This is a genomic window from Allobosea sp. 10N428, assembly GCF_056394545.1.
Genome location: NZ_JBFTIC010000002.1, coordinates 732,578 through 756,169 on the forward strand (window position 1 = coordinate 732,578; position 23,592 = coordinate 756,169).

Sequence of the window (23,592 nt, forward strand, 5' to 3'; positions counted from 1 at the left end):
CGATGGCCGAGAACGACAACACCCGCCTCGACGACGCAGCTCGGGCCGGCTGGCTCTACTATATTGCAGGGCGCACGCAGGACGATATCGCGCAAATCCTGAACATTTCGCGCCCGGCGGCCCAGCGCCTCGTCTCGCTCTGCCGCAGCGAGGGCCTGATCAGCTTCCGCATGAATCATCCGATCAGCACCTGCATGGATCTCGCCGCCAGGCTGCGCGATCGTTTCGAATTGCTGCATTGCGATGTCGCCCCCTCCGACGGCTCCGCGGAAACCGGCGCGGCCGGCATCGCCGCGCTCGGCGGCGTGCTGATCGAGCGCTGGCTGCGCTCGCGCAAATCGCTGGTCATGGCACTCGGCACCGGCCGCTCGATGCGTGCCAGCATCGAGCGCGTCCCCCCGATGTCCTGCCCGCTCCACCGGCTGGTTTCGCTGGTCGGCACAATTTCCCCCGATGGCTCGGCCAGTCCCTTCGACACGTTGGTCAAGCTCGCCGAGATCACCAAGGCACAGCATTTCCCGATGCCGCTGCCACTTTATGTGTCGAGTCCCGAGGAGCGCGCCCAGCTCGTCGAGATCGAGTCGATCCGGCGTATCCGCACCATCGCCGGCGAGGCGGATCTCTGGCTGATGGGCATCAGCCAGATCGGCGAGGATGCCGTGCTCTATCGGGACGGCTTCATGACCCGCAGCGAATTGCTCGAAATGGTTCGCCATGGCGCCGTTGGTGAAGTGACCGGGTGGGTGTTCGACGCCGAAGGCCGCTTTCTCGACCGCGGCACCAACCTGCGCGTCACCAGCGTGCCGCCGGAGCCGGGCAGCGCCCGCCTGCGCATCTGCATCGGCCAGGGTCCGGCCAAGGTCGCGCCGCTACGGGCCGCACTGACCGGCAAGATCGTCAACGGTCTCGTTACCGACGAGGGTACCGCCCGCGCCCTGCTCGCGGACTAACTCCACTCCCCAGGCCGACCGTTCCCCGCTCGCGCGCCGGTCACCGCGCAACCGTCATCCGCTTGTCGCCAAGAGTTGACATGAGAAGCCAGTGTGCGAGCATATGCTTCAACAAAGAGCATATGCTCGCAAAAAAACTGATGAGGGAGGCTTTGCATGCGACCTTTCTATGGTGCGTTGGCGGGTGCGGGCGCTCTGCTCTTGGCAGGGCTCAGCTCGGTGCAGGCAGCGACTGAAATAGAGTTCTGGCACGCGATGAGTGGCGCGCTTGGCGAGCGGGTCGACGAGTTGGTCAAGAAGTTCAACGACTCGCAAAAGGACTATGTCGTCAAGGCTATCGCCAAGGGCACCTATGACGAGGTCCTGAACGGCACGATCGCGGCCTATCGCGCCAAGCGCCAGCCCGAGATCGTGCAGTCGAACGAGCGCTCCTTCCTGACCATGGTCAATTCCGGCGCCATCCTCCCGACCAGCGAACTGATGGCGCAGCAAGGCCATCCGATCGATACCTCGAAATTCATCGCGCCGGTCGTCAGCTACTATGCGATCGACGGCAAGCTGCAGGCGATGCCATTCAACTCCTCCACGCCGATCCTTTTCTACAACCGTGACCACTTCAAAGCCGCCGGCTTCGACAAGCCCGGCACGACCTGGCAGGAGCTGGAGCCGCAGCTCGACGCAATCAAAGCCAAGGGCGTGTCAAAATGCGCGATGGTGCTCCCCGGCGACTACGAGTGGAGCTTCCTCGAGAACTACAGCGCCGTGAACGACATCCCGTATGCGACCAACCGCAACGGCATGGACGGCCTCGACACCAATTTCGTCTTTAACAAGGGCAAGCTCGTCGGCCACGTCGAGCGCATGAAGCGCCTCGTATCGTCCGGCGTCATGCAGCTCGCCGGCCAGGGCATCATCCCGATCCAGCTCTTCACCTCCGGCGAGTGCTCGACCATCATCGCCTCTACCGCCTCGCATGCCGCCGTCGTCGCAGCTGCGAAATTCGACTGGAGCGCAGCCGAGCTGCCGTACGAGCAGGGCGTCACGCCGAAGAACAGCGTCATCGGCGGCGCCGCTCTCTGGACCCTCAAGGGCCATACGCCGGAGAAGTACAAGGCGATCGCCGCCTTCTATGACTTCCTCGCCAGGACCGACACGCAGGTCTGGTGGCACCAGGCGACGGGCTATGTCCCGGTCACGACCGCGGCTTACGAAGCTGCAAAGGCTGAGGGCTACTACCAAAAGAACCCGACGCGCGAGATCGCCGTGGTGCAGCTGATGCGCGGCACGCCCAGCGACAATTCACTCGGCTTCCGCATCGGCAACAGCAACCAGATCAATGTCGCCATCATGGAAGAGGTTTCGGCGGCATTCCTCGGCAAGAAGCCCGTGCAGCAGGCGCTCGACGATGCGGTCTCCCGCGGTAACGAGTCGCTGCGCCGCTACGAGCAGCTCAATGCTGGCAAGAAATAAGGCACCTGGCCTTCCAAAGGCAGCAGGCTTGGGCGGCCTGCGCCTCCGGTCGCCGCTGCGGCACCTGTTCCTGCAGGGCGCCGGCGATGCGCAAGGCGAAAGCGGACTGAAGCGCGCGCATTTCAAGGAATGGCGCCTGCCCTTCTGGTTGCTCGCGCCGCAGCTCTTCATCCTGCTGCTGTTCTTCTTCATCCCCTCGATCAGGGCGCTGATCCAGGCTTTCCAGCTGACGGACCCGTTCGGCGCCACGACCCAATGGGTCGGCTTCCAGAATTTTGAGCGGCTCTTCCGCAGCAACGTCTACTGGTCGTCGGCGCAGGTCACGCTGATCTTCACAATCATGCAGAGCGCGCTGACCCTGTCGGTCGCGCTGCTGCTCGCCTTCGCCTCCAACCATATCCTGCGCGGCCGCGGCGCCTATCGCACCGTGCTCCTGCTGCCTTATGCGATTGCGCCCGCGATCGCCGGCATCATGCTGGCCTTCTTGTTCAACCCCCGCGTCGGCCCCGTCGCCCACATGCTGCAGGGCCTGGGGTTGGACTGGGACCCGAACCGCAACTCCTGGCACGCTCTGGCCCTGATCGTCATGGCGGCGTCCTGGAAGCACATCTGCTACAATTACATCTTTCTGGTCGCGGCGCTGATGTCGGTGCCCCAGTCTATCCTCGAATCCGCCTATCTCGACGGCGCGGGGCCCATCCAGCGCTTCCTGCGCATCTCGCTGCCGATGATCACGCCGACGCTCTTCTTCCTGATCGTGATCAACTTCGTCTACGGGCTGTTCGAGACCTTCGCCATCGTCGACGCGACCACGCGCGGCGGCCCGGCCGGCGCTACCTCGATCCTTGTCTACAAGGTCTATCAGGACGGCTTCGTCACGCTCGATCTCGGCTCCTCCGCCGCGCAATCTGTGGTGCTGATGGCGCTAGCCCTCTTCCTGACCTTCACGCAGTTCCACTTCGTGGAGCGCCGCGTCAACTACAGCGTCTAGGGCGGCGATGAACGAGCGCACACCCGTCATCGACGCGATCTGCCACCTCATCTTGCTCGCAGGGGCCGCGCTCGTCTGCCTGCCGATCTACTTTGTCTTCGTCACCGGTTCTCTCTCGCAGGCCGAGATCATGCGTGTGCCGATGTCCTGGCTGCCTGGCAGCCAGTTCTTCGCGAACATGCAGACCGTGCTGAGCAGCGCCAATTTCGGCCGGCTGCTGCTCAACTCCTTCGTCATCGCCACCGGCATCACCGTCGGGAAGCTTGCCGTTTCGGTCATCGCGGCCTTCGCCGTCACCTATTTCCGCTTCCCCTTCCGGATGACCGCCTTCTGGCTGATCTTTATGTCGCTGATGCTGCCGATCGAGGTGCGCATCGTGCCAACCTACGAATCTGCCGCGAATGTCGCCCTGCCGCTCAACATCCTCGGCTCCTGGCTCGGCATCCGGGCGCTGGTCGACCTCGACTGGAACCTCGTCAATACCTATTCGGGCCTGATCCTGCCGCTGATCGCCTCGGCCACCGCGACCTTCCTGTTCCGCCAGTTCTTCCTCACCATCCCCGACGAGCTCTGCGAGGCCGCGCGCATCGACGGCGCGACGCCCTGGCAGTTCTTCCGGCTGATCCTGCTGCCGCTCTCGCGCTCGAACATCGTGGCGCTTGCGATCATCCTCTTCCTGATGGGTTGGAACCAGTATCTCTGGCCGCTGCTGCTCACCACCGAGCCCACCATGGCCAATGCAGTAATCGGGCTAAAGAAGCTGATGCCACAGGGCGACTCGCTGCCGACGTGGCATCTCCTCATGAATGCGGCCTTGCTAACGATGCTGCCGCCGACCCTCGTCATCCTCGCCCTCCAGCGCTGGTTCGTGAAGGGGCTGGTGGATACCGGCAAGTAACCGACCAATAGGCAAGCAGGGCTCATCGACATGCGGATCATCGGTCATCGCGGCGCGCGTAACATCTGGGCGGAGAACAGCCTGAGCGGCTTCCGCAATGTCTGCGCCTTGAGCGTCGACGCGGTCGAGCTCGACGTCCACCTGTCCAGCGATGGCGAGATCATGGTGATCCATGACCCGCTGCTCGATCGCACCACCGATCACAAGGGGCCGGTCGCGCATCTCTCGCGCGAGGCCATCGCCAAGGTGAAGCTCGGCGACACGCTCGGTGAGACGATCCCGACGCTGTCGGAGGTGCTCGACATCTTCGGTCCGACTGGGATCGAGCTCGAGATCGAGATGAAGATGGATGCCTTCGGCAATCCCTATCCCGGCCTACTCGACAAGGTCATCGCGCTGGTCGAAGCCCGCAAGATGGCGTCGCGCGTCGTGCTGACCTGCTTCGTCCCGGAGGTTATCGAGGACATCAGGGCCAAGGCGCCCGCCATGCGCAGGCTCGCCTCGGTGGACCGCCGCTCCTGCGAGGCTTTCGGCGGCGTCGATCGCACCTTGCAGCGCTTCGTCGATCTCGGCTGCATCATCGCGGTCGAGCAGTCGCTCCTGCGGCTGAGCGTCGATCGCGCCGTCGACATCGTCGGCCGCGACAAGCTCGGCGCCTGGGTGCCCAATACCGTGGGCGAACTCGATTTCTGGCTCGGCCAGCCAATCTCGCAGATCACCAGCGACCGCCCCGATCTCGCCCTGCAATTGCGCGCTGCGAGGAAGGGCTGAGAGATGGCGGTGCGCCTGTCTCGCGCCACGCTCGGACAGCTCGGGCCGTCCATACGCGTCCCCCGCTACCATGCAGACGAGTTGGGCCCCGGCATCGTCCATATCGGTGTCGGCAATTTCCACCGCGCCCATCAGGCCGCCTATCTCGACGAATTGTTCGAGTGCGGACTTGATCGTGACTGGGCGATCGTCGGCACCGGCGTGCGCGAAAGCGACGCCGAGATGGGCCGCGATCTCGCCGCGCAGGATTTCCTGACCACGGTGGTAACGCAGGAAGCCCAGCACTCGCAGGCGCGCGTCACCGGCGCGATGATCGATTTCGTGCCCCCCGGCGACAGTGCCGCGATCATAGAGCGCCTGGTCGATCCCCGCACGCGCATCGTCTCGCTGACCGTCACTGAGGGCGGCTACTACATCGACCCGGCGACGCAGGCTTTCGATCCCGGCCATCCCGATATCGTCGCCGATGCGGCGGATCGCCTGGCCTCGCCGAAGACCGCTTTCGGCCTGATCGCCGCCGGACTGCTAAGGCGGCGCGCGGCCGGCCTGCCGGCCTTCACGGTGATGTCCTGCGACAACCTGCCTGGCAACGGGCACGTCACTGTGGACGCCGTTGCCGGCCTCGTCGATCTCGTCACCCCCGGCGACGCGCGCTGGATCCGCGAGAACGTGGCCTTCCCGAATGGTATGGTCGACCGCATCACACCGGCGACGTCGGAGCGCGAACGCAAGGCGCTGCGCGACGATTTCGGCATCGACGACAGCCGCCCGGTCTTCTGCGAGGATTTCCGGCAATGGGTGCTGGAGGACAATTTCCCGGCCGGGCGCCCTCGCCTCGAAGAGGTCGGCGTGCAGTTCGTTGCCGATGTCGCGCCGTTCGAGCTGATGAAGATCCGCATCCTCAATGGCGGCCACGCAACGATCGCCTATCCCGCCGGCCTGCTCGACATCCATTTCGTCCACGATGCGATGCAGGACGCCCAGATCGCCCGCTTCCTGTCCGCACTTCTCGATGACGAAGTCATTCCCGTCGTCCCCCCTGTCCCCGATACCGATCTCGCCGATTACAAGCGCACGATCGAACGACGTTTTGCCAATCCGAAGATCGGCGACACCATCCGTCGCCTCTGCCTCGACGGCTCCAACCGCCAGCCGAAATTTATCCTGCCGACGCTGCGCGATGCCTTGCAGGCGGGGCGGCCAATTGACGGTCTCACACTGGTGAGTGCCCTGTGGTGCCGCTACTGCTTTGGCGAAACAGAAAGCGGACAAGCCATCGCGCCGAATGACCCGAGTTGGGCGCGGCTCAACGCCCAAGCACGACGAGCACGCCTCGAACCGGAAGCCTGGCTGCAGATGCCGGACATCTATGGAAACTTGCCGGACGATCAACGCTTCCGGGAAGCGTTCGGCGGAACACTGCAGAGAATCTGGCAATCAGGAACCCGCGCGAGCATCGATCACTATCTCGCATCGCGTAGTTCCCCTTAGGCACGTCCAGCTCGGGGCGAGTTTCCTTGCCGCTGCGGGCCCTGGCCTATGTCGAACTTTGAAGCCGTTTCACCCCCGCGTCGTACCTTGAGCAGATCGTCCATTCGGGCCCGGAACTGGACTTCCCAAATGTCTGAGGAGGGCACAACTGCCCTCCCCACTTCCAGACAAAATGCGCCACTTCCGAATATTGGCTGAATTCCCGAAAGCGGACATGCCCTTGCGATAACGCGCCCGAGTTAGGCCATTCCAATTAGGCGGTCGATTTCAGTATCGTTTGCAACGAGGTAGTCGATCAGTTGTCCAGCATGAGGCACGCGTTGCCCGGCGCCTGCATACGGAACGGCGCGTCTAACGAACGCAAATAGCTCAGAAGTTGCTAGGCCGAGTGGCTTGGCCCCTCGCATCTCGACGGCTTGCGCCGCCACCATGAATTCCATGCCGAAGATGGAGCGGCAGAGTGTGGCCATGTCCGCCGTACGGCGGGCTGCAAGTCCAGCCATGCTGGCGCGATCGAGATTGCCGTTGGAATGACTGGAGCTCGCGAGTTCGCTCACCACGGGAGCGCCGAGAAGCCGTGCCTCCGAGGTGATCGACTTGTGAAACTGCGCGAGGCCGTTGAAGCCCGGCAGGCCGACGCCGTCTTCCTCGATCAGGCCGACGCTCAAGCCCGACCAGAATGAGTCCGCCTGCTTGGCCAGCCGTTCGGTCGAGCTGGTCACCACCGGCACCATGGCGAGCCGGGCGGTATCCAGGGCCATCGCCAGCGCGACCATGTCGAAATTGGCGACCGAGACCAATTGGCGTTGCTCGATCGCCACGATCGGATTGTTCTGGCTAGCACTCAATTCGATGGCGAGTTGCCTGCCTGCGAAGGCGAGGCTGTCTGCAGCGTTCCCGTGAAGAAGCGGCAGCGAGCGGAAACTCAGCGGATCCTGGAGATGACGCGGCCCGCCGGGCTGCATCAGGTAGCTGCCGGCCAGATAGTTTCGGATCGCACGGCCATGATGCAGCACGCCGTCGAAGGGGCGGGAATTCAGCGCAGCCTCCGAAACGATCGAGGGATTGGCGGCAAAGCCCTCCATGCTGAACGCGCCGGCCAGCGTCGCGAAATCGAGCATGCGCGCGAGATCGTGGAAAGCGAGAGCCGCCGTACCGATCGAGAGCGCACTGGAATTCAGCAGGGCAAGGGCTTCCCCGGCGGCGAAGTCATGGTCCTTGTAAATTTCCAGCGCGAGATCGGCGATGGGCGACATGTCGCTCTGGCCCATCGAGCCCCAGAGGTGGACGTCGATCCGGCGATCCGTGTTCAGCGCATCGACCAGCATCTCGGCCATCACCGGCCTGACGCCGAGATAACCGGTCGCCATGCTGTTGAGCAGCACGACCATCATCGCCCTCACCGTCTCGTGCGCGGCAAGGGGGCCGTGCCCCATATTGTGGGTCAGGAGCAGGCGGCGATTGAATTCGGGAATCCGCTCAAGGGCGAGCACGGTGCCGGTCTTGGCTCCGACGCTGCTGGTGACGCCGTAGATTTTCTCGCCCTTGCCGACAACCTCGTCGACGACCTCCCGGGCGCGGACGATGCGTTTCATCGCCTCGCTGTCGAGAGCCACCCGCGCCCCTAACCGGGCGACCTGGACGATCCCTGCCGGATTCAGGTTTCGGCCGGAGATCTCGAGGATATTCCGCATGATGGTCCGTCCTGCATGTCAGCGACGATCAGCCATCCGGGTGCGAGCATCACACCGGGGCGAGCATCAAAAGGACAATAAGCTAGTTAATCGGATTAATATCGCGCCCCCGGCTCGTCAACTGCAGGGTATTGCGATACCCTGCCGAATATCTCAGGCCACATTGGGAGCCGCATGATCGTCCGCAGCGTTTCTTCGAAGCCGTTGGAATTCAAACGAACGGGCATTTCCCGCTATCATCAGCTCGCCACGTTGTTTCGGCGCCGGATCGAGGCCGGGCAGTGGCAGGTCGGCGCGCAGATCCCGACCGTCGACGAGCTTTCGACCGAATGCGGGGTGGCGCGGGCGACAATCCGCCAGGCGCTGGATCTGCTCGAAGACGAGCAGCTGATCGAGCGCTACCGGGCGCGGGGAACGTTCGTGCGCCGGCGTCCGGCGGAGAACCTGTGGTGTGAGGTCGGCACCGACTGGTCGGGGCTGCTGCGCCCGAACTACGACGCGACGATTGAGATTCTCCATGACGAGCCCGATGCGATCCTCCATGGCTTCGAGGGGCAGATCGGGACCCTCGCTCCGGCCTACCGGCATGTCCGGCGCCGTCATTGGCGGCATGGGCAGCCCTTCCTCCTGGCCGATCTCCATATCGATGAACGGCTTCGCGACCGCATGGCCCAGCGTGATCTCGAATCGAAGACGGCCCTGCGCCTGGTCTCCGAAGTCGAGGGGGTCGAGATCATGGATGCGCGCCAAACGCTGACCATAGGCACGGCCGATATCGAGACCAGCGAGGCGCTCGGGATTTCCCTGGATTCGCCGGTCGCCTTCGTCCATCGGCAGGCCTTGGACCAGGATGGCATGCTGGTGCTCGATGCGAAGGGCATCTATCGCGGGGATGTCGTGAAATTCGATGTGAAGCTGCGCTAGCGCTCAGCTTCCCTTGAATTGAGGTGGGCGTTTTTCCAGAAAGGCACGCATTCCCTCTTTTTGGTCCTGCGTGTCGAAAAGCTGGACGAAGGCCTTGCGCTCCAGCGCGAGCGCCGTCTCCAGGGGCACGTCCTGCCCGAGCTGCACGACCTCCTTGATCGCCAGGACGGAGAGCGGCGGCATCGCAGCTACGGTCCTGGCAAGTGTCAGAGCCTGCTCGAGGGCGCTCCCGTCGGGTACGATCTCCGAAAGCAGGCCCGCCTGGAAAGCCTCGCTCGCAGTCAGCGGCTCGCCCGTCAGAGCCAGCTTCATGGTACGGTATTTGCCGATGGTCCGCAGAAGACGCTGCGTCCCGCCGGCGCCGGGCATGACGCCGACACGGATTTCCGGCTGGCCGAAACGCGCGCCTTCGCCGGCGACGATCATGTCGCAGCACAGGGCCGTCTCGCAGCCACCGCCCAGGGCATAGCCCTCGACGGCCGCGATCAGGATCTTCGGGCATCTTCTCAGCACCGTGAACATCCGGTCTGTTTCAAGCGCCTGGTGCCGGGCCGGGCTCATCGACTCCATCTCGGCGATATCCGTGCCGGCGATGAAGTAGCCGCCCGCGCCGGTCATGACGATGACGCGCACGCCCGCATCGGCCTCAAGCCGCAGGATCGCGTCGGCAATGCGCGTCTTGATCTCGAGGTTCAGGGCGTTGCGGCGCTCCGGGCGGTTCAGCGTGACGACCGCGACGCCATCGGAGACATGCTGAACGGCGACGGCTTCGGCCGGGTCCATCTAGCGTCTCCCGAAGACCGGCTTGCGCTTCTCGGCAAAGGCGCGCTGCGCCTCCTTCGTATCCTCGGAGGAAGCCAGCGCCACAGTCTGCGACTGCTCGAAGCGATAGCCGTCGCGCAGTTCGAGGCCCTCGGTGACGTTGAAGGATCGCTTGGCAGCCTGGACGGCCGAAGGGCTCTTCGAGGCGATCTCGCGCGCAATCTCCTGTGCCAGCCCGAGCAGCCGCTCGGCCGGCACGCAATCCGAGGCGACGCCCATCCGATAGAGCTCCGAGCCGCGTACCCGGCGCGCCGTATAGACTAGCATCCGTGCGTCGGATTCCCGGAAGAATCGCCTGACATGGCTGACACCGCCCGCGAGCCCAACATCGACCTCGGTCATCGCGAAGAAGCCTTCCTCCGCCACGAGGATGATGTCGCAGCACAAGGCCAGCACGCAGCCCGCGCCTATCGCGGCACCATTGACCGCAGCGATGACGGGCTTGGAGCACTCCATCACCGTGTCGAAGGACGCGCGCACGAGGCGGTTATGGCGCGGATAGGCGCCCGGCTCCTCGGCCAGGCCGGGCCGTTCCTTCAGGTCGGCACCGGCGGAGAAGGTCTTGCCGGCGCCGGTCAGCACGATCGCCCGCACGTCGGCGCGGTCGCTGAGGCCATCGAAGACGGCGACGATCTCCTCCCGGAACTGGCGGTTCTGCGCGTTGACCGGCGGCCGGTCGATCGTCACCGTCGCGACGAATTCGCTGACGTCGACCGTCAGGCATTCAAGGGCGTTGGCCATCTGAAACTCCGTATCGAACGCGGCCGGGGGCCGGCATCAGAACCCGTAGAGCGCGCGGGGATTGTCGACGAGAATCTGGCGCCGCAATTCGGCATCCGGAACCCATTCCGCGAAGAGATCGAGCAGATGCCCGATATCGGGAGCCCGCTCGGCAAGGCGCAGATGTGGCCAGTCCGAGCCCCAGACCACACGTCCGAGGTTTGCCGCGATGAGGGCGTCATGGAACGGCCGGACATCGGCATAATCCGGAAAATCCTGCGAGCAGCGGCACAGCACGAGCTTGATCCAGAGCCAGCCCTCTTGAAGTGCGTCCAAGATCGCCCGGAACGACGGATCGCCCAGCCCGCGCGCGATCTGCAGGCCGGCCATATGGTCCAGCACGATAGGAATGCCGCTGGCGCGGTAGAGCGGCAGGTTCGCGACGTGCCGGTCTATCCCGGCCCAGATTTCCGCATGCCAGCCTCTCGCCTGCATGCCGGGCGCCATGGCTGCGAGAGCTCCGGTGCCGACCGAGCCCGGGAACGGGCCGGTGCCGCCGGGCACAATCATGTCATTGAAGCGCAGGCCGCGAATGCCCGCGGCGTGCCAGGCATCGAGATCGGCCTGCGGGACCCGCTCGCTCGCAGCAGCGATGCCGCGCAGACGCCCCTCGCCCTGCGCCAAGGCATCGAGGATCGCGGAGGGGTCTTCGCCATAGGCGCCAGGCTGGACGAGGACGCCATGGGTCAGGCCGGTGCGTTCCAGCATGTCGCTATGCGCTGCCGCCGGAGCCAGGGGCGCCGCATAATGCATCTGGTGCGATACCGGGAAACGCTCATAGGGGCCGAAGACATGCGCATGGCAGTCGTAGGCCCCGGCCGGAAGTTTCCAACCGGGGGCGCGATGCGATCTCGGAGCAACTGTTTCAGTCACGGCCGGCGTCCTCGGCCACGCGTATGGAGGCAGGCAAGCGTGTCGGTCCATCCTGCAGCTCGGGCAGAGGCGGAGCCGCTCCGTCCGGCAGCGGGATTCCATGTGCATTCAGCGTCATCGACACCATCGTGTAGTAGCCGATCACGCCCGTGAGTTCGACGGCACCACGCGGTCCCCACCGATCGACGATTGCTTCATGCACGTCGTCGGGAACGGTGCCGGTCTGCACGAGCAGGCGGGCATATTCATAGATCTCCCGCTCCTCATCCGCGACGAAGACCGGCGCCTGGCCCAGCCGGATGGCCTCGATGCAGTCCGCACCCAGGCCCGCGACCTTCGCCGCTTCCGCATGGATGTGGAATTCGAGCTGGCTGTTCCAGTGGCGGCCAACGACGATGATGGCGAGCTCGTTGAGCTTGGCCGGCAACAGCGTCGAATAGCGCAGGAACTCGCCGAGCCTGGACCAGCGCGTGGCGAGTTCCGGGCTGTGAATCACCGCTCGCAGCGGCCCGATCAATCGCCCGCGCGGCCCGGATACAACCTCGTCATAGACCTTGCGCTGATCCGTCGTCAGCTCATCGACGGCCGGGAGGTGGAGGCGCCCCATTCTGTCTTCCATCAAGCTTGTTCGGCCAGGCCGATATCGCGAAGAATCTCGTCGGTATGCTCCCCCAGCAAGGGCGGGGGGCGATCGAACGAGAGGGGTTCGTTCTCGAAGTTCAGCGGGCTGACGACCTGCGGAACCTTGCCTGCCAGCGCGTGGGGCAATTGGCGTAGCATGCCCCGATGCCTGACTTGCGGGTCGTCGAACACTTCCGGCACCGTGTTGATGGGCGCGCAAGGAACCCCGGCAGCATCGAGCATGGCGATGAGCGTGTCGCGGTTGAAACGGCCAAAGGCCGCACGCAGCAACGGATCGAGCAGGGAATGGTTGGTCACGCGGGCCGGATTGCTGGCGAAGCGCGCGTCATGCGCCCATTGCGGCTCGCCCAATGCCTCACAAAGCTTGGCGAACTGCCCATCATTGCCGACCGCCAGAACGATGAAGCCATCGGCGCAGGGAAAGACGTCCTGGGGCTGGATATTGGGGTGGCGATTGCCGCCGCGCACCGGCGCACGCCCCGAGATCAGCCAGTTCATCGCCTGGTTGGCAAGGAAGCCGGTTTGAACATCCAGCATGGCGAGATCGATATTGTCACCCTTGCCGGTCTCGTTGCGCCTGACCAGCGCCGCGAGCACGCCCACGGCCGTGTACATGCCGGTCATGATGTCGACGATGGGAACGCCGACCTTCTGCGGTCCGGCGCCGGGCATGCCGTCGCGTTCGCCGGTGACGCTCATCAGGCCGCCCATGGCCTGGATTGCGAAATCGTAGGCCGCAGCGGATTTGCGCGGGCCGCTCTGCCCGAAGCCGGTCACCGAGGCAAAGATCAGCCGCGGATTGATCGTCTTGAGTGCTTCGTAGTCGAGGCCATAACGCTTGAGCGTCCCGACCTTGTAGTTCTCGACGACGATGTCGCTCTTGGCGGCCAGCCGGCGCACGACGTCCTGCCCCTTCGGGCTGGTGATATCGACGGTAATCGAGCGCTTTCCGCGGTTCACCGAAAGATAATAGCCGGCTTCGCTGGTCGGGTTGCCGGCATCGTCCTTGAGGAAGGGCGGACCCCAGGCGCGCGTGTCGTCGCCAGCTTCCGGCCGCTCGACCTTGATGACGTCGGCGCCGAGATCGGCCAGGATCTGGGTCGCCCATGGCCCGGCCATGATCCGGCTGAGATCGAGGACACGGACATGGCTGAGAGGGCCCTGGCGCCGGGTTTCAGCCATCGTCCCTGACCTCGGTGGCGACGGCCGACGGGCGCTGGCGGAAGGCGCCATGCCATTGCGCAAGCCGGGGATGCGTCGCCCGCCAATCGAAATCCGCGTAGCGAAAGTCGAGATAGGACAGGCAGCAGCCGAGCGCGATGCCCGAAAGCGGCAGCGGTCCCGGCGCGATCGGCCCGGCTTCGCTCTCGAAACGCGCAAGAGTAGCCGCAGCCTTGGTGGCGAAGCTCGTCAGCCATTCCGCCGTCTGCCGCTCGGCAGGCTTGTTGCGCTCGTTGCGCCAGAGGATGAGCAGGTCGAGAAGCCCGGTCGCGAGCGCATGCCGGCTGAGCTCGCTCCAGCGCTCCGGCCCCTTGGCGGGAACGATGACGCCGCCACCGGCCAGTGAATCGAGATACTCGCAGATCAGGCCGGAATCGATCAGGACCGAACCATCGGCCAGGACCAGCGTCGGGATCTTGCTCAGCGGATTGTCGGGCAGCAGATCCGGGTTCGGCTTCGTCATCTGGACGACCGTGCGTCGCAGCGTCAGTCGATCGGTGAGGCCCAGCTCATGCGCGGCCACCATCACCTTTCGTACGAACGGCGATCGAGGAGACCAGTGAAGTGTCATGTCGCCCATTGCATGCTCTCGGCTCGATTGGCATCGATCTATTAAGTCAGCTTTATGGCCTATATCAACCGCGATCTTTCCTGTCGAGCGCAGCGGCGGTGTCACGCAAAGGCGGAAAAGCCAGAGAATCCAACTAAAAATCGAAACTTATATCTCCTGAACCCACCGCAATCCGGGGGCGCATCGTTCGGATTCGGCATTGGTCGCCCAGTTGACGGAGCGATAGGGTGACAATAGGCTAGTCTTATGGCCTTTTTAAAATGTTCGGGAGGAGAGAATGAAGGCACTGCAGGTTGTTCTTGGGGTAGCGGCTGCCTTGGTATCAGCTGCGGCGGCTCAGGCCGGGACGCTCGAGAAGGTCAAGGAGCGCGGCGAGCTGATCTGCGGGACGAGCCCGGGCGTTCCCGGCTTCTCGCTGCCGAATGGGCAAGGCCAGTGGGGCGGGCTCGATGTTGATCTCTGCCGTGCCGTCGCGGCGGCGGTCCTGAACGATGCCGGCAAGGTCAAGTACATCTCGCTCAACCCCAAGGATCGCTTCGCGGTCGTGCAATCCGGCGAGGTCGATGTGCTCTCGCGCCAGACCACCTGGTCGCTATCGCGCGACACGACGCTCGGCTTGTCCTTCTCGGCGATCACCTATTTCGACGGCCAGGCGCTGATGGTCAAAAAGTCGCTGGGCATCAAATCCGCGAAGGATTTGGGCGGCGCGACCGTCTGCGTCCAGGGCGGCACGACGACGGAACTGAACATCGCCGATTTCTTCCAGAAGAACGGGCTGAAATACGAGCCAGTGAGCTTCGCTTCGGGCGATGAGGCCATCAAGGCGTTTGAGGCCGGCCGCTGCGACGTCTTCACCACCGATGCATCGGCGCTCTACGCCTACCGGCTGAAAATCGCCAATGGACAGGATTTCGTGATCCTGCCGGAGCTCATCTCGAAGGAGCCGCTCGGACCGGCCGTCCGTCGCGGCGACGAAGCCTGGGCCAATATCGTCCGCTGGACGCATTACGCGATGGTCAATGCCGAGGAGCTCGGCCTGACCTCGGGCAATGTCGACGATCAGCTCAAATCGGCCAATCCGGAGATCAAGCGCTTCCTCGGCGTCGAGGGCAATCTCGGCGAGGGCCTCGGGCTGACGAAGGACTGGGCCTACCGGATCGTCAAGCAGGTCGGAAACTACGGCGAGAGCTACGAGAAATATCTCGGGCCGGCGTCGCCGCTGGGCATTCCGCGCGGCGCCAACAACCTCTGGTCGAAGGGCGGCCTGCAATACGCCCCGCCGGTTCGCTGACAGAGCAAGCTGCTTCCTGAAACGCCCTGTGAAAGGCAGGGCGCGATCACCCTTTCGCTCCTGGTGGCGACGGGGCGCCCGCGCCAAGTCGAGCGCCAAGCTAATCCAAGAACGAAAACAGGAGGGGAAACGTGAAGATCAGTGCGCCGAGCTTGAAATTCCTGGCCATCATCGCCGCCTTGCTGGGCACCGCAGCGACGGAGGCCGCCGCCCAGAGCTATCCGACGAAACCTGTCCGCATGATCGTTCCTTTCGCGCCGGGCGGGCGCGTCGAGGCCGTTGCGCGCTTGATCGCGGATGCTCTCAGCAAGGATCTGGGCCAGCCCTTCCTGGTCGAGAGCCGCCCCGGCGCCGGAGGTGCCACGGGCGCGGACTTCGTCGCGAAGGCGCAGCCCGACGGCCATGTGCTGCTCCTCTGCTCGGCCGGCGTGTTGTCGATCCTGCCCAATGTCGACAAGAAGCTGCCCTACGACCCCGTCAAGGATTTCACACCCGTGGCGCGGCTTATCGAAGGCTTTACCTTCATCGGCGTCTATCCCGGCCTCCCGGCCAAGTCGATGGCGGAACTCGTGGCGCTCGCGAAGCAAAAGCCGAACAGCATCGGCTATGCCTCCAGCGGCGTCGGAACCTATAGCCATCTGGCGGGCGAACTCGTCAGCATCGCGTCGGGCGCCGCGCTCAAGCATGTCCCCTATCGCGGCAGCGGCCCGGCATTGAACGATATCGTGGCTGGGCATATCCCGCTGATGATCGGCGGCGAACTCGGCGAACTCGCCAAGGCCGGAAAGATCCGCATCCTCGCCACCACCAACGAGAAGCGCTCGCCGGAATTCCCGGATGTCCCGACGATGAAGGAGAGCGGCTTTCCGCAGTTCGTCGCTCATTCCTGGGTTGGCCTCGTCGGCCCTGCGCACATGCCGGGGACAGTCGCAGACAAGCTCAACGTGACGCTGGCACGGGTCATGGCCGATCCTGCGACGCAGGAGAAGCTGCGCGGCCTCGGCGGCGAGCCAGCCTATCAGCCGGCTGCCGATTTCGGAAAGACGGTGGCGCAGGATCGCGACATCTATGCCGAGATCATCGCCAAGGCGGGGCTCAAATTCGATTGATCAGCCGGCGCCTCGCCCGCTGAACACGAGCCCCGTCCCGACACCATCCGGCACGGCGACTGTCCCCGCCTCCAGCTTCAGCCCCGAGAAAAGGTCGTTGTCCAGCAACGCCATCTCGGAGAATTCGTGCGGAAAGCGCGGAGGCGGCAGGCTCGCCGCGAGATGCAGCGTATGGGCATGAACGATACTCGAGCCGAAGACCGCGCCGAAGCGGAAGTCGACATTCGCGGCGCGGCAGATCGCGATCGCCTGCGCGGTGCGGCTCGGGCCACCATGGTTGAGAATGCGCAGATTGATCGACGCCACATGGCCGGCCTCGACGATCCTCAGGATCGACTGCAGATCCTGGGCGCTCTCATCAGCCTCGACCGGAATGTCGAGCGCAGAGGCCACTGCGATCAGGCTCCTGAAATCGCGGGCCGAGGTGGGCTGCTCGACGAGTTCCAGGCCGAAGCGGGCCATGGCGTTGATGGTGCGCACCGCCAGCTTGGGCGGGTAGGACTCGTTGGCATCGATCATCAGCGCGATATCCTGCCCGACCGCCGAGCGCACATCGCGGACACGTGCGATATCGAGTTCCGGCTCGCCGGAAACCTTGACCTTCAGGTGCCTGAAGCCGGCCTCCACCAACTCCACGGCAACCTCGGCCATGCGCTGCGGCGATTTCAGGGGAATGATGCGGGTATTGGCGAAGCTCTCCTGCCGCTTACCGCCATACAAATCGTGCAAGGGCACGCCGAGCGCACGGGCACGCAGGTCGAGCAAAGCGCACTCGATTCCGGCCTTTACCGGCAGCGCGCCATGCAGCCGTCGATCCAGCCCGTCCATGATGGCGCCGATCGCGGTCTCGTCCTGTCCGACCAGGCCCTCGCAGAGATGATCGAAGCTCGCCTTCACCACGGCGACGGGCTCCGTCCATGGCGGCATCGCGCGGATGTAGCCATGGCCCTCCACGCCTCGCGCGTCCGTTATGACGATGGCGAAGCCCCGTATCCCCGCGAGCGGCCCCTGCGCAAAGCGCCATTCGGGGTCCGTCAGCCGCTGGTCGATCGCGACCGTCCTGATGGTCTGGATGGGCATCTGGCCTCCCGAACGTTCCGCACGACGCATATGCCATCGACTGGCTTGCCTGCCTAGCAATAGTATATAAAACTAGTCTATAGGCACAATGAGAGCAGGCGCCTTTTCCCGGAGCGAAAGGTCATGCAAGAGCAGAACGAAGTCGCCCCGCAGAGCTTGGCAGCGGCCGGCCCGGAGGCGGCGAGCTCGGGGAGCGATCTCGCGGCTGGGCTGATGCTGGGCCTATTGGGGCTCGCGGCGCTCTTCATCGGTCGGGACTATCCGGCCGGGAGCTCGCTCGACATGGGCCCCGGCTATATTCCGCGGGCCATCGCCGCGGGTTTGCTGGTCACAGGGCTCCTGCTCGTTATCAAGGGAGCAGGATGGCGCCCGCGGCGATGGCCAGCCTTCCCGTTGCGCGCTGCGAGCGGTGTCTGCCTGGCGATTCTTCTGTTCGGCATGCTGGTGGAGCGCGCCGGCCTGTTTGTCGCCTGCCTCGCTTGCGTCCTGGCGGCTGCACTCGGTGATCCGCAAGCGCGCTGGCGGGAGGTGCCGGTCGTCGCGGTGATCTTCGCAGGCGTTGCCGCTTTGCTCTTCGGTTACGTTCTCAGGCTCTCGGTTCAGGTCTGGCCGCTGTGAGCGATATCCTTTCCTCCATCGCCGGCGGGCTGGCCGTCGCGGCAACCCCGATCAATCTCTGGTACTGCTTTCTCGGCGCGCTGATCGGAACCTTGATCGGCGTCCTGCCCGGCCTGGGGCCGATCGCCACCATGGCGATGCTGTTGCCGCTCACCTATTACCTCGAGCCGACCGGCGCCCTGATCATGCTGGCCGGCATCTATTACGGAGCGCAATATGGCGGCTCGACCACGGCCATCCTGATGCGGTTGCCGGGGGAATCGTCGTCCGTGGTCACCTGCCTCGATGGCTACGAGATGGCGCGCCGAGGCCGGGCGGGCACGGCGCTGGCCACCGCCGCGCTCTCTTCCTTCATGGCGGGGACGATCACGACGCTGCTGATCGCCTTCTTCAGCCCCGCCCTGACGACCGCTGCGCAGCGCTTCGGCCCGGCCGAATATTTCTGCCTGATGGTTCTCGGCTTGATCGCCGCCATCGTGTTCGCGCAAGGGTCGCTGCTGAAATCGATCGGGATGATCCTGCTCGGGTTGCTGCTCGGATCGGTCGGAGCCGACGTCAACACTGGCCTTGACCGCTTCACCTTCGGCGTTGGCGAGTTGCGGGACGGCATCGGCATCGCGGCGCTGTCCATGGGGGTCTTCGGCATTGCCGAGGTCGTGCTCAATCTGGCGCGGCCGCAGGAAGAGGGCGGGCGCACCCAGCCCGTCTCCGCATTGCGCCTCACCGCGGAGGATTGGCGCCGAGCCTGGCCTGCCGCCCTGCGGGGCACGGGTATCGGCGCGGTGCTCGGCATCCTCCCCGGAGGCAGCGCGATGCTGGCATCCTTCGCGGCCTATTCGGCGGAGAAGAAACTGTCGTCGTCGCCCGCGCAATTCGGCCAGGGGGCGATCGAGGGAGTGGCAGGCCCCGAGGCTGCCAATAATGCGGGCGCGCAGGCTTCGTTCATCCCGATGCTCGCGCTCGGGATCCCCAGCAATTCGGTCATGGCGATGATGGCCGGTGCCATGCTGATTCACGGTATCGCACCGAGTCCGAATCTGTCCTCAGCGCAACCCGCGTTGTTCTGGGGCTTGATAGCGTCGATGTGGGTCGGCAACCTCATGCTGCTCGTCATCAACCTGCCGCTCATCGGCCTATGGGTTCGCTTGTTGCAGGTGCCGTACCGCCTGATGTTTCCGGCGATCCTGCTGTTCTGCTGTATCGGCATCTACTCGGTGAACAGCAGCCCCTTCGAGGTCGCCATGCTGGCTGCTTTCGGCTTGGCCGGCATCGTGCTCACCCTCCTGGATTGCCCCCTTGCGCCGCTGGTGCTCGCCTTCATCCTGGGGCCCGCCATGGAGGAAAACCTGCGGCGCGCGATGCTCATATCCGGGGGAGAGGTTCAGATCTTCGCGAGCCCGATCTGCGTTGGTCTGCTTGTGGCGACTGCCACATTGCTGGTGATGATTCTCGTTCCGTCGTTCCGGCGCACGCGATCGAGAATGGTCGACGCGTAACGACGTGCGCATGCAAGGAGCGGAAACGCCAGCCGATCAATCCGTCCTCCCGAACAGCAGCAGGCTGGTTTGGAGGCTGTGGATCATCCCTCGGAAGGCGGAGGGCCGCTTTCGCCCAGATTGGAGACAACGACATGACTAGCCCGTCTCTCTCCGCCAATCGTCTGGCGCCTCTCGCAGAGGACACGGTTGGCCCCTACTATCCCTATTCCTTCGTCGACGACGATCGGAGCGATCTGACGCGGCTCCATCACGGGCTCAGCGTCGGACCGCAGGGCAAGCCGATCATCCTGCGGGGACGCCTTCTCGATTGCGAGGGACAGCCGGTCGACGACGCGCTGCTGGAATTCTGGCAGGCGAACGCGGCCGGAATTCTGCGGATGCCCGACGTGCTGGACCACCCTCTGCTCGACCCGTATTTCGACGGGTACGGCCGGCTGGTGACGACCCTGGAACCGTTCAGCTTCAAGACCATCAAGCCTGGCGCGATGGTCGCAGGAAATGGCATGGGCGCACGCGCGCCTCACATCACGCTGACGATCTTCTCCGACGGGATCACCCGGCTGGTCACACAAGTCTTCTTCGACGACGAGCCCGAAGCGAACGCTCGCGACCCCCTGCTGGAAAGCCTCCCGGCGGAGCGGCGCGACCGACTCGTCGCCAGACTGACGTCCACCCCGAATGACGGCCCCGCGATCTACGAGATCGCGATCGTGATGCGCGGTGCGGACGAGACTCCATTCTTCGACGACCTTTCGAGCTGACGAGCGGCGGAGCAAGCTCATGATCATGAACCGAGGACGCCTGATGCTGCCCGGACCGACCGACGGGGCGGCGGAACGGCGCGTGCCGATCGAACGCCTGCATCTCATTCCCGAGGCGGCGCGCCGGAGCTTCGTTCCGTGGGTCGCGGATCTGCCGGGCCTCAAGATCGGCGAGAACGATCTGAGCCGCATCGCGCCCGGTCGCCCGCAGGCCGAAGGCGAGGTCATCGAGATTTCAGGCCATGTCTTCGACGAGTTTGGACGCCCCGTCCGCAACACGCTGGTCGAGATCTGGAACGCCAACAGATGGGGTCGCTACACCCATGTGAAGGATCCCGTCCGAGAACGCCTCGATCCGAACTTCCTCGGCTTTGGCCGAACGATGACGGACGATCAGGGATGCTACCGCTTCCGCACGATTCGGCCCGGCTCCTATCTGGCGCGCCCTGACATCGACCGCTGGCGGCCGTCGCATGTCCATGTCTCGGTCCGTGGCGGCTCGGCCCGCCTGATCGCGCAAATGTATTTCGAAGGCGACCCCCACCTCGCCCGCGACCCGATGTTCATTCTGCTTGGTGAGGCGCAACCGCGACATTTCGGACAGGCCGCCGGGAAGGGCGTCGATGGCGAGGCTCTGTACCGATGGGACATCGTGATCGGTGGCCGCAACACCAGCTACTTCGAGAACTGACCATGCGGCAGATAGCGGCCTGGCCCGGCCGCAGCAGTGTCAACCGAGCTCGTGGCCGCTCGGTTGACACTGGTTTCCACGTCTTGAACGCGACACTCGCCAGCGAAGACGTGGATGGTCGGGACAAGCCCGACCCTGACGCCAGGGAACCGGCGGCGGCTACTCCGCCAGCCCCTTCGCCAATTCGCTGACCTGCTTCTCGAACAGCGCCCGATAGGCGCCGTCTTCGCGGGTCAGCAGAGCCTCGTGCGGCCCCTCCTCGACCACCTGGCCGCGATCGAAGACCAGGATGCGGTCCATGGCCCGCACAGTCGAGAGACGGTGCGCGATCACGATCGTGGTGCGGCCTTCCATCAGGCGCTCGATAGCCTGCTGGATCAGCGCCTCCGATTCCGAATCGAGGCTCGAGGTCGCCTCGTCCAGGATCAGGATCGGCGCATCGGCCAGGAAGGCGCGGGCCAGCGCGACGCGCTGGCGCTCGCCGCCCGAGAGCTTGATGCCGCGCTCGCCGACGAGCGTGGCGTACCCCTTGGGCAGGCGCATGATGAAGTCATGCGCGTTGGCGAGCCGCGCCGCCTGCTCGATCTGGGCTTGGCTGGCGCCAGGCCGTCCATAGGCGATGTTCTCCGCCAGCGAGCGGTGGAACAGCACCGGCTCCTGCTGCACGATCGCGATCTGCCGGCGCAGGCTATCCTGCGTGACATCGGCGATGTCCTGCCCATCGATCGCGATGCAGCCCGCGGTGACGTCGTAGAGCCGCTGCACCAGCTTGACGAAAGTCGTCTTGCCGGATCCGGAACGGCCGACGAGGCCGACCTTCTCGCCGCCACGGATGGTCAGCGAGAAGTCGCGGTAGAGCGGATCGTGATGGCCTCCATAGTGGAAGGTCACGTCCTCGAAGGCGATCTCACCCGCCGTCACGCCTATCTCCACCGCGCCTTTCCGGTCCGGCACGCCATAGGGAAGATCGTGCATCCAGACGAGCTCCTCCATGTCGTTGACCGAACGCTGCAGGTTGTGGACGTGCTGCCCGACGTCGCGCAAATAGCCATGCACAACCGCATAGGCCGTCAGCACGAAGGCTACATCGCCCGCGCTCGCCTGCCCGTTCAGCCAGAGCCAGATCACGAGGCCGATCACCGCAGCCCGCAGGAACAGCAGCACGATGAGCTGCCCGGTGCCGGACCAGGTGCCGCGCACCCAGGCGCGCTCCGTCCGGCGGCTCCATTTCGCCATCACGGCGGCGAGGCGATAATCCTCGCGCGCCTCCGCCCCATAGGCCTTTACCACCGGGTTGCAGGTGATGGCGTCCGCTAGCGCACCGCCAAGGCGGGTGTCCCAGGCATTGCCCAGCCGCGCTGCCGGCGCGACGAAGCGCAGCGAGAGCCCGAGCGTCAACCCGATATAGGCCAATGCTCCCAGCGCCACGACAAGCCCCATCACCGGCCAATGCCAGGCCAGCAGCGCCGTCATGCCGAGCAGGATGACGAGCGACGGCAGGAGCGCGATCAGGACGGTGTCGCTGAGCAGGTCGAGCGCCCACATGCCGCGCGTGATCTTGCGGACAGTTGAGCCGGCAAAGTTATTGGCGTGCCAGTCGGTCGAGAAGCGCTGCAGGCGCGCGAACGCCTCCTGCGCCACGTCGCGCATCGTGCGCAGCGTCATGGTGGTGATGCCGATATAGGCGAAGTGCCGCCCGAACACGGTGACCGCGGCGAGCACCATCATCGCCGCCAAGGCCCACAGCGCCGCATCGGCAGCGTCGACGCCTGTCGCCACCGCATCGACGAGACGGCCGGCATAGACCGGCGTGAACAGCTCGGCGAGCGTAGCGACCACGGTGACGCCCGCGACCCAGGCGACCTGCCCGGGCTGACGCGCCCAATGACGGAAAGTGAAGCCGAGAACGGCCCGGAACGGCTCCCGCCGCCCGGTTTGATTATCAAGAGACATAGCGTCATTCGGCACCGAGGCGGCACCGACTCCGGATCAGGCGGAGACGACGACGCGCGCCGACTCCGGCAATGAAAGAAAATAGTCTGGAAAAGGCTCAGGAGACCGCCGGTTGGCGGGCCTCGTGCAAGACCGACCTAGTGTTTAGGTGGTCGCATGGGAGTGACAGCGGTGGTGACGATTACCATTCAGCCCTCCCTTTCTTGAGTTGGAGCCAGACCGCCAAGATGCCTGATTTGTAGGCATGGCGCAAGCCGCCCTCCCATGCGCCGGCCGCACGGGGCACCCTCGCCCATTTCAAAACGGGCGCCGGGCCGTCACCAGAACAGCGCGAGGAGCCGGGCTGCGATCACCAGAAGAAAAGCGGCGATGATCGTCGCCAGCACCTGCTGGCGCTTGCCGCGATTCGGAAATTGTCGCGCGAGCAGCTTTCCGAGCGGCTTGCGGAAGATAAAAGCCGCAACCAGCAGAACGATGACGATATGGGACAAG

23 protein-coding genes are annotated in these 23,592 nt (G+C 64.7%); 13 read left to right on the forward strand and 10 right to left on the reverse strand.

What is annotated here, in order from left to right; translation table 11 throughout:
• Window positions 1–2: 2 nt before the first annotated feature.
• The 6 genes from AC1DDA_RS09905 to AC1DDA_RS09930 all read left to right on the forward strand — a co-directional run bounded on the left by AC1DDA_RS09905 (window position 3) and on the right by AC1DDA_RS09930 (window position 6,571).
• Window positions 3–950 carry a sugar-binding transcriptional regulator gene (locus tag AC1DDA_RS09905; RefSeq protein ID WP_476795614.1) on the forward strand — a complete coding sequence of 316 codons (948 nt, stop codon included), beginning with the start codon at window positions 3–5 and terminating at the stop codon, window positions 948–950.
• A 156-nt stretch (window positions 951–1,106) separates the two neighbouring features.
• The gene (locus AC1DDA_RS09910) at window positions 1,107–2,420 is read left to right on the forward strand and encodes an extracellular solute-binding protein (RefSeq protein WP_476795615.1); all 1,314 of its coding nucleotides are present in this window, start codon (window positions 1,107–1,109) and stop codon (window positions 2,418–2,420) included.
• Window positions 2,404–3,411, forward strand: coding sequence for an ABC transporter permease subunit (locus tag AC1DDA_RS09915; protein ID WP_476795616.1), 1,008 nt, complete (start codon window positions 2,404–2,406; stop codon window positions 3,409–3,411). Before AC1DDA_RS09910 ends, AC1DDA_RS09915 begins: the two co-directional genes overlap by 17 nt.
• Before the next feature lie 7 nt (window positions 3,412–3,418).
• Entirely contained in the window at window positions 3,419–4,309 is an 891-nt protein-coding gene (locus tag AC1DDA_RS09920; RefSeq protein WP_476795617.1) for an ABC transporter permease subunit, read from the forward strand.
• A gap of 30 nt (window positions 4,310–4,339) precedes the next feature.
• Window positions 4,340–5,080: a glycerophosphodiester phosphodiesterase family protein gene (locus tag AC1DDA_RS09925; RefSeq protein ID WP_476795618.1), complete on the forward strand. Its 741-nt coding sequence runs from the start codon at window positions 4,340–4,342 to the stop codon at window positions 5,078–5,080.
• 3 nt (window positions 5,081–5,083) lie between these two features.
• Window positions 5,084–6,571, forward strand: a complete 1,488-nt coding sequence (locus AC1DDA_RS09930; RefSeq protein WP_476795619.1) for a mannitol dehydrogenase family protein — start codon at window positions 5,084–5,086, stop codon at window positions 6,569–6,571.
• Window positions 6,572–6,810: 239 nt separating this feature from the next.
• Here AC1DDA_RS09930 and AC1DDA_RS09935 read toward each other — a convergent pair whose 3' ends face one another.
• Complete coding sequence (locus AC1DDA_RS09935) at window positions 6,811–8,265, reverse strand: aromatic amino acid lyase (protein ID WP_476795620.1); 1,455 nt, start codon at window positions 8,263–8,265, stop codon at window positions 6,811–6,813.
• Window positions 8,266–8,439: 174 nt separating this feature from the next.
• Here AC1DDA_RS09935 and AC1DDA_RS09940 point away from each other — a divergent pair, with 174 nt between their 5' ends.
• Entirely contained in the window at window positions 8,440–9,189 is a 750-nt protein-coding gene (locus AC1DDA_RS09940; protein ID WP_476778722.1) for a GntR family transcriptional regulator, read from the forward strand.
• Between the two features lie 3 nt (window positions 9,190–9,192).
• Here the strand turns inward: AC1DDA_RS09940 and AC1DDA_RS09945 are convergent, their stop codons facing one another.
• From AC1DDA_RS09945 to AC1DDA_RS09970, 6 genes are read right to left on the reverse strand one after another with little or no spacing between them, the layout of a single operon-like run.
• On the reverse strand, window positions 9,193–9,972 hold the full coding sequence (locus AC1DDA_RS09945; RefSeq protein ID WP_476795621.1) for an enoyl-CoA hydratase-related protein: 780 nt from the start codon (window positions 9,970–9,972) through the stop codon (window positions 9,193–9,195).
• Window positions 9,973–10,752, reverse strand: coding sequence for an enoyl-CoA hydratase/isomerase family protein (locus AC1DDA_RS09950; protein ID WP_476795622.1), 780 nt, complete (start codon window positions 10,750–10,752; stop codon window positions 9,973–9,975).
• A 36-nt stretch (window positions 10,753–10,788) separates the two neighbouring features.
• Window positions 10,789–11,664, reverse strand: coding sequence for an amidohydrolase family protein (locus AC1DDA_RS09955; protein WP_476795623.1), 876 nt, complete (start codon window positions 11,662–11,664; stop codon window positions 10,789–10,791).
• Entirely contained in the window at window positions 11,657–12,271 is a 615-nt protein-coding gene (locus AC1DDA_RS09960) for a carboxymuconolactone decarboxylase family protein (protein WP_476778726.1), read from the reverse strand. Before AC1DDA_RS09960 ends, AC1DDA_RS09955 begins: the two co-directional genes overlap by 8 nt.
• Window positions 12,272–12,282: 11 nt before the next feature.
• Window positions 12,283–13,488: a CaiB/BaiF CoA transferase family protein gene (locus AC1DDA_RS09965; RefSeq protein ID WP_476795624.1), complete on the reverse strand. Its 1,206-nt coding sequence runs from the start codon at window positions 13,486–13,488 to the stop codon at window positions 12,283–12,285.
• Complete coding sequence (locus AC1DDA_RS09970) at window positions 13,481–14,107, reverse strand: glutathione S-transferase family protein (RefSeq protein WP_441512811.1); 627 nt, start codon at window positions 14,105–14,107, stop codon at window positions 13,481–13,483. Before AC1DDA_RS09970 ends, AC1DDA_RS09965 begins: the two co-directional genes overlap by 8 nt.
• Before the next feature lie 268 nt (window positions 14,108–14,375).
• Between AC1DDA_RS09970 and AC1DDA_RS09975 the strand changes: the two genes are divergently transcribed.
• Together AC1DDA_RS09975 and AC1DDA_RS09980 are read left to right on the forward strand one after the other, a co-directional pair.
• A complete protein-coding gene (locus AC1DDA_RS09975; protein ID WP_476795625.1) occupies window positions 14,376–15,389 on the forward strand; it encodes an amino acid ABC transporter substrate-binding protein in 1,014 nt (337 codons plus the stop codon).
• Window positions 15,390–15,520: 131 nt separating this feature from the next.
• Complete coding sequence (locus tag AC1DDA_RS09980; protein ID WP_476795626.1) at window positions 15,521–16,498, forward strand: Bug family tripartite tricarboxylate transporter substrate binding protein; 978 nt, start codon at window positions 15,521–15,523, stop codon at window positions 16,496–16,498.
• Here AC1DDA_RS09980 and AC1DDA_RS09985 read toward each other — a convergent pair whose 3' ends face one another.
• Window positions 16,499–17,578 carry a mandelate racemase/muconate lactonizing enzyme family protein gene (locus AC1DDA_RS09985; protein WP_476795627.1) on the reverse strand — a complete coding sequence of 360 codons (1,080 nt, stop codon included), beginning with the start codon at window positions 17,576–17,578 and terminating at the stop codon, window positions 16,499–16,501.
• A gap of 123 nt (window positions 17,579–17,701) precedes the next feature.
• Between AC1DDA_RS09985 and AC1DDA_RS09990 the strand changes: the two genes are divergently transcribed.
• From AC1DDA_RS09990 to AC1DDA_RS10005, 4 genes are all read left to right on the forward strand, one after another.
• Window positions 17,702–18,196, forward strand: coding sequence for a tripartite tricarboxylate transporter TctB family protein (locus tag AC1DDA_RS09990; RefSeq protein ID WP_476795628.1), 495 nt, complete (start codon window positions 17,702–17,704; stop codon window positions 18,194–18,196).
• Window positions 18,193–19,692: a tripartite tricarboxylate transporter permease gene (locus AC1DDA_RS09995; RefSeq protein ID WP_476795629.1), complete on the forward strand. Its 1,500-nt coding sequence runs from the start codon at window positions 18,193–18,195 to the stop codon at window positions 19,690–19,692. The genes AC1DDA_RS09990 and AC1DDA_RS09995 overlap by 4 nt, the downstream gene beginning before the upstream one ends.
• 134 nt (window positions 19,693–19,826) lie before the next feature.
• Window positions 19,827–20,456, forward strand: a complete 630-nt coding sequence (gene pcaG, locus AC1DDA_RS10000; protein ID WP_476795630.1) for a protocatechuate 3,4-dioxygenase subunit alpha — start codon at window positions 19,827–19,829, stop codon at window positions 20,454–20,456.
• Between the two features lie 19 nt (window positions 20,457–20,475).
• Window positions 20,476–21,147 (forward strand): dioxygenase family protein, encoded by a 672-nt coding sequence (locus tag AC1DDA_RS10005; RefSeq protein WP_476795631.1) that lies wholly within the window; start codon window positions 20,476–20,478, stop codon window positions 21,145–21,147.
• Window positions 21,148–21,306: 159 nt separating this feature from the next.
• Here AC1DDA_RS10005 and AC1DDA_RS10010 read toward each other — a convergent pair whose 3' ends face one another.
• Together AC1DDA_RS10010 and AC1DDA_RS10015 are read right to left on the reverse strand one after the other, a co-directional pair.
• Window positions 21,307–23,100 (reverse strand): ABC transporter ATP-binding protein, encoded by a 1,794-nt coding sequence (locus AC1DDA_RS10010; protein ID WP_476795632.1) that lies wholly within the window; start codon window positions 23,098–23,100, stop codon window positions 21,307–21,309.
• A 317-nt stretch (window positions 23,101–23,417) separates the two neighbouring features.
• Complete coding sequence (locus AC1DDA_RS10015) at window positions 23,418–23,591, reverse strand: hypothetical protein (RefSeq protein ID WP_476778736.1); 174 nt, start codon at window positions 23,589–23,591, stop codon at window positions 23,418–23,420.
• Window position 23,592 lies beyond the last annotated feature (1 nt).

Bases quoted from the DNA above. Each gene is read 5' to 3' on its own strand.
- AC1DDA_RS09905 (WP_476795614.1), top strand. From the start codon at position 3: ATGGCCGAGAACGACAACACCCGCCTCGACGACGCAGCTCGGGCCGGC.
- AC1DDA_RS09910 (WP_476795615.1), top strand. From the start codon at position 1,107: ATGCGACCTTTCTATGGTGCGTTGGCGGGTGCGGGCGCTCTGCTCTTG.
- AC1DDA_RS09915 (WP_476795616.1), top strand. From the start codon at position 2,404: ATGCTGGCAAGAAATAAGGCACCTGGCCTTCCAAAGGCAGCAGGCTTG.
- AC1DDA_RS09920 (WP_476795617.1), top strand. From the start codon at position 3,419: ATGAACGAGCGCACACCCGTCATCGACGCGATCTGCCACCTCATCTTG.
- AC1DDA_RS09925 (WP_476795618.1), top strand. From the start codon at position 4,340: ATGCGGATCATCGGTCATCGCGGCGCGCGTAACATCTGGGCGGAGAAC.
- AC1DDA_RS09930 (WP_476795619.1), top strand. From the start codon at position 5,084: ATGGCGGTGCGCCTGTCTCGCGCCACGCTCGGACAGCTCGGGCCGTCC.
- AC1DDA_RS09935 (WP_476795620.1), bottom strand. From the start codon at position 8,265: ATGCGGAATATCCTCGAGATCTCCGGCCGAAACCTGAATCCGGCAGGG.
- AC1DDA_RS09940 (WP_476778722.1), top strand. From the start codon at position 8,440: ATGATCGTCCGCAGCGTTTCTTCGAAGCCGTTGGAATTCAAACGAACG.
- AC1DDA_RS09945 (WP_476795621.1), bottom strand. From the start codon at position 9,972: ATGGACCCGGCCGAAGCCGTCGCCGTTCAGCATGTCTCCGATGGCGTC.
- AC1DDA_RS09950 (WP_476795622.1), bottom strand. From the start codon at position 10,752: ATGGCCAACGCCCTTGAATGCCTGACGGTCGACGTCAGCGAATTCGTC.
- AC1DDA_RS09960 (WP_476778726.1), bottom strand. From the start codon at position 12,271: ATGGGGCGCCTCCACCTCCCGGCCGTCGATGAGCTGACGACGGATCAG.
- AC1DDA_RS09965 (WP_476795624.1), bottom strand. From the start codon at position 13,488: ATGGCTGAAACCCGGCGCCAGGGCCCTCTCAGCCATGTCCGTGTCCTC.
- AC1DDA_RS09970 (WP_441512811.1), bottom strand. From the start codon at position 14,107: ATGGGCGACATGACACTTCACTGGTCTCCTCGATCGCCGTTCGTACGA.
- AC1DDA_RS09975 (WP_476795625.1), top strand. From the start codon at position 14,376: ATGAAGGCACTGCAGGTTGTTCTTGGGGTAGCGGCTGCCTTGGTATCA.
- AC1DDA_RS09985 (WP_476795627.1), bottom strand. From the start codon at position 17,578: ATGCCCATCCAGACCATCAGGACGGTCGCGATCGACCAGCGGCTGACG.
- AC1DDA_RS09990 (WP_476795628.1), top strand. From the start codon at position 17,702: ATGCAAGAGCAGAACGAAGTCGCCCCGCAGAGCTTGGCAGCGGCCGGC.
- pcaG (WP_476795630.1), top strand. From the start codon at position 19,827: ATGACTAGCCCGTCTCTCTCCGCCAATCGTCTGGCGCCTCTCGCAGAG.
- AC1DDA_RS10005 (WP_476795631.1), top strand. From the start codon at position 20,476: ATGATCATGAACCGAGGACGCCTGATGCTGCCCGGACCGACCGACGGG.
- AC1DDA_RS10010 (WP_476795632.1), bottom strand. From the start codon at position 23,100: ATGTCTCTTGATAATCAAACCGGGCGGCGGGAGCCGTTCCGGGCCGTT.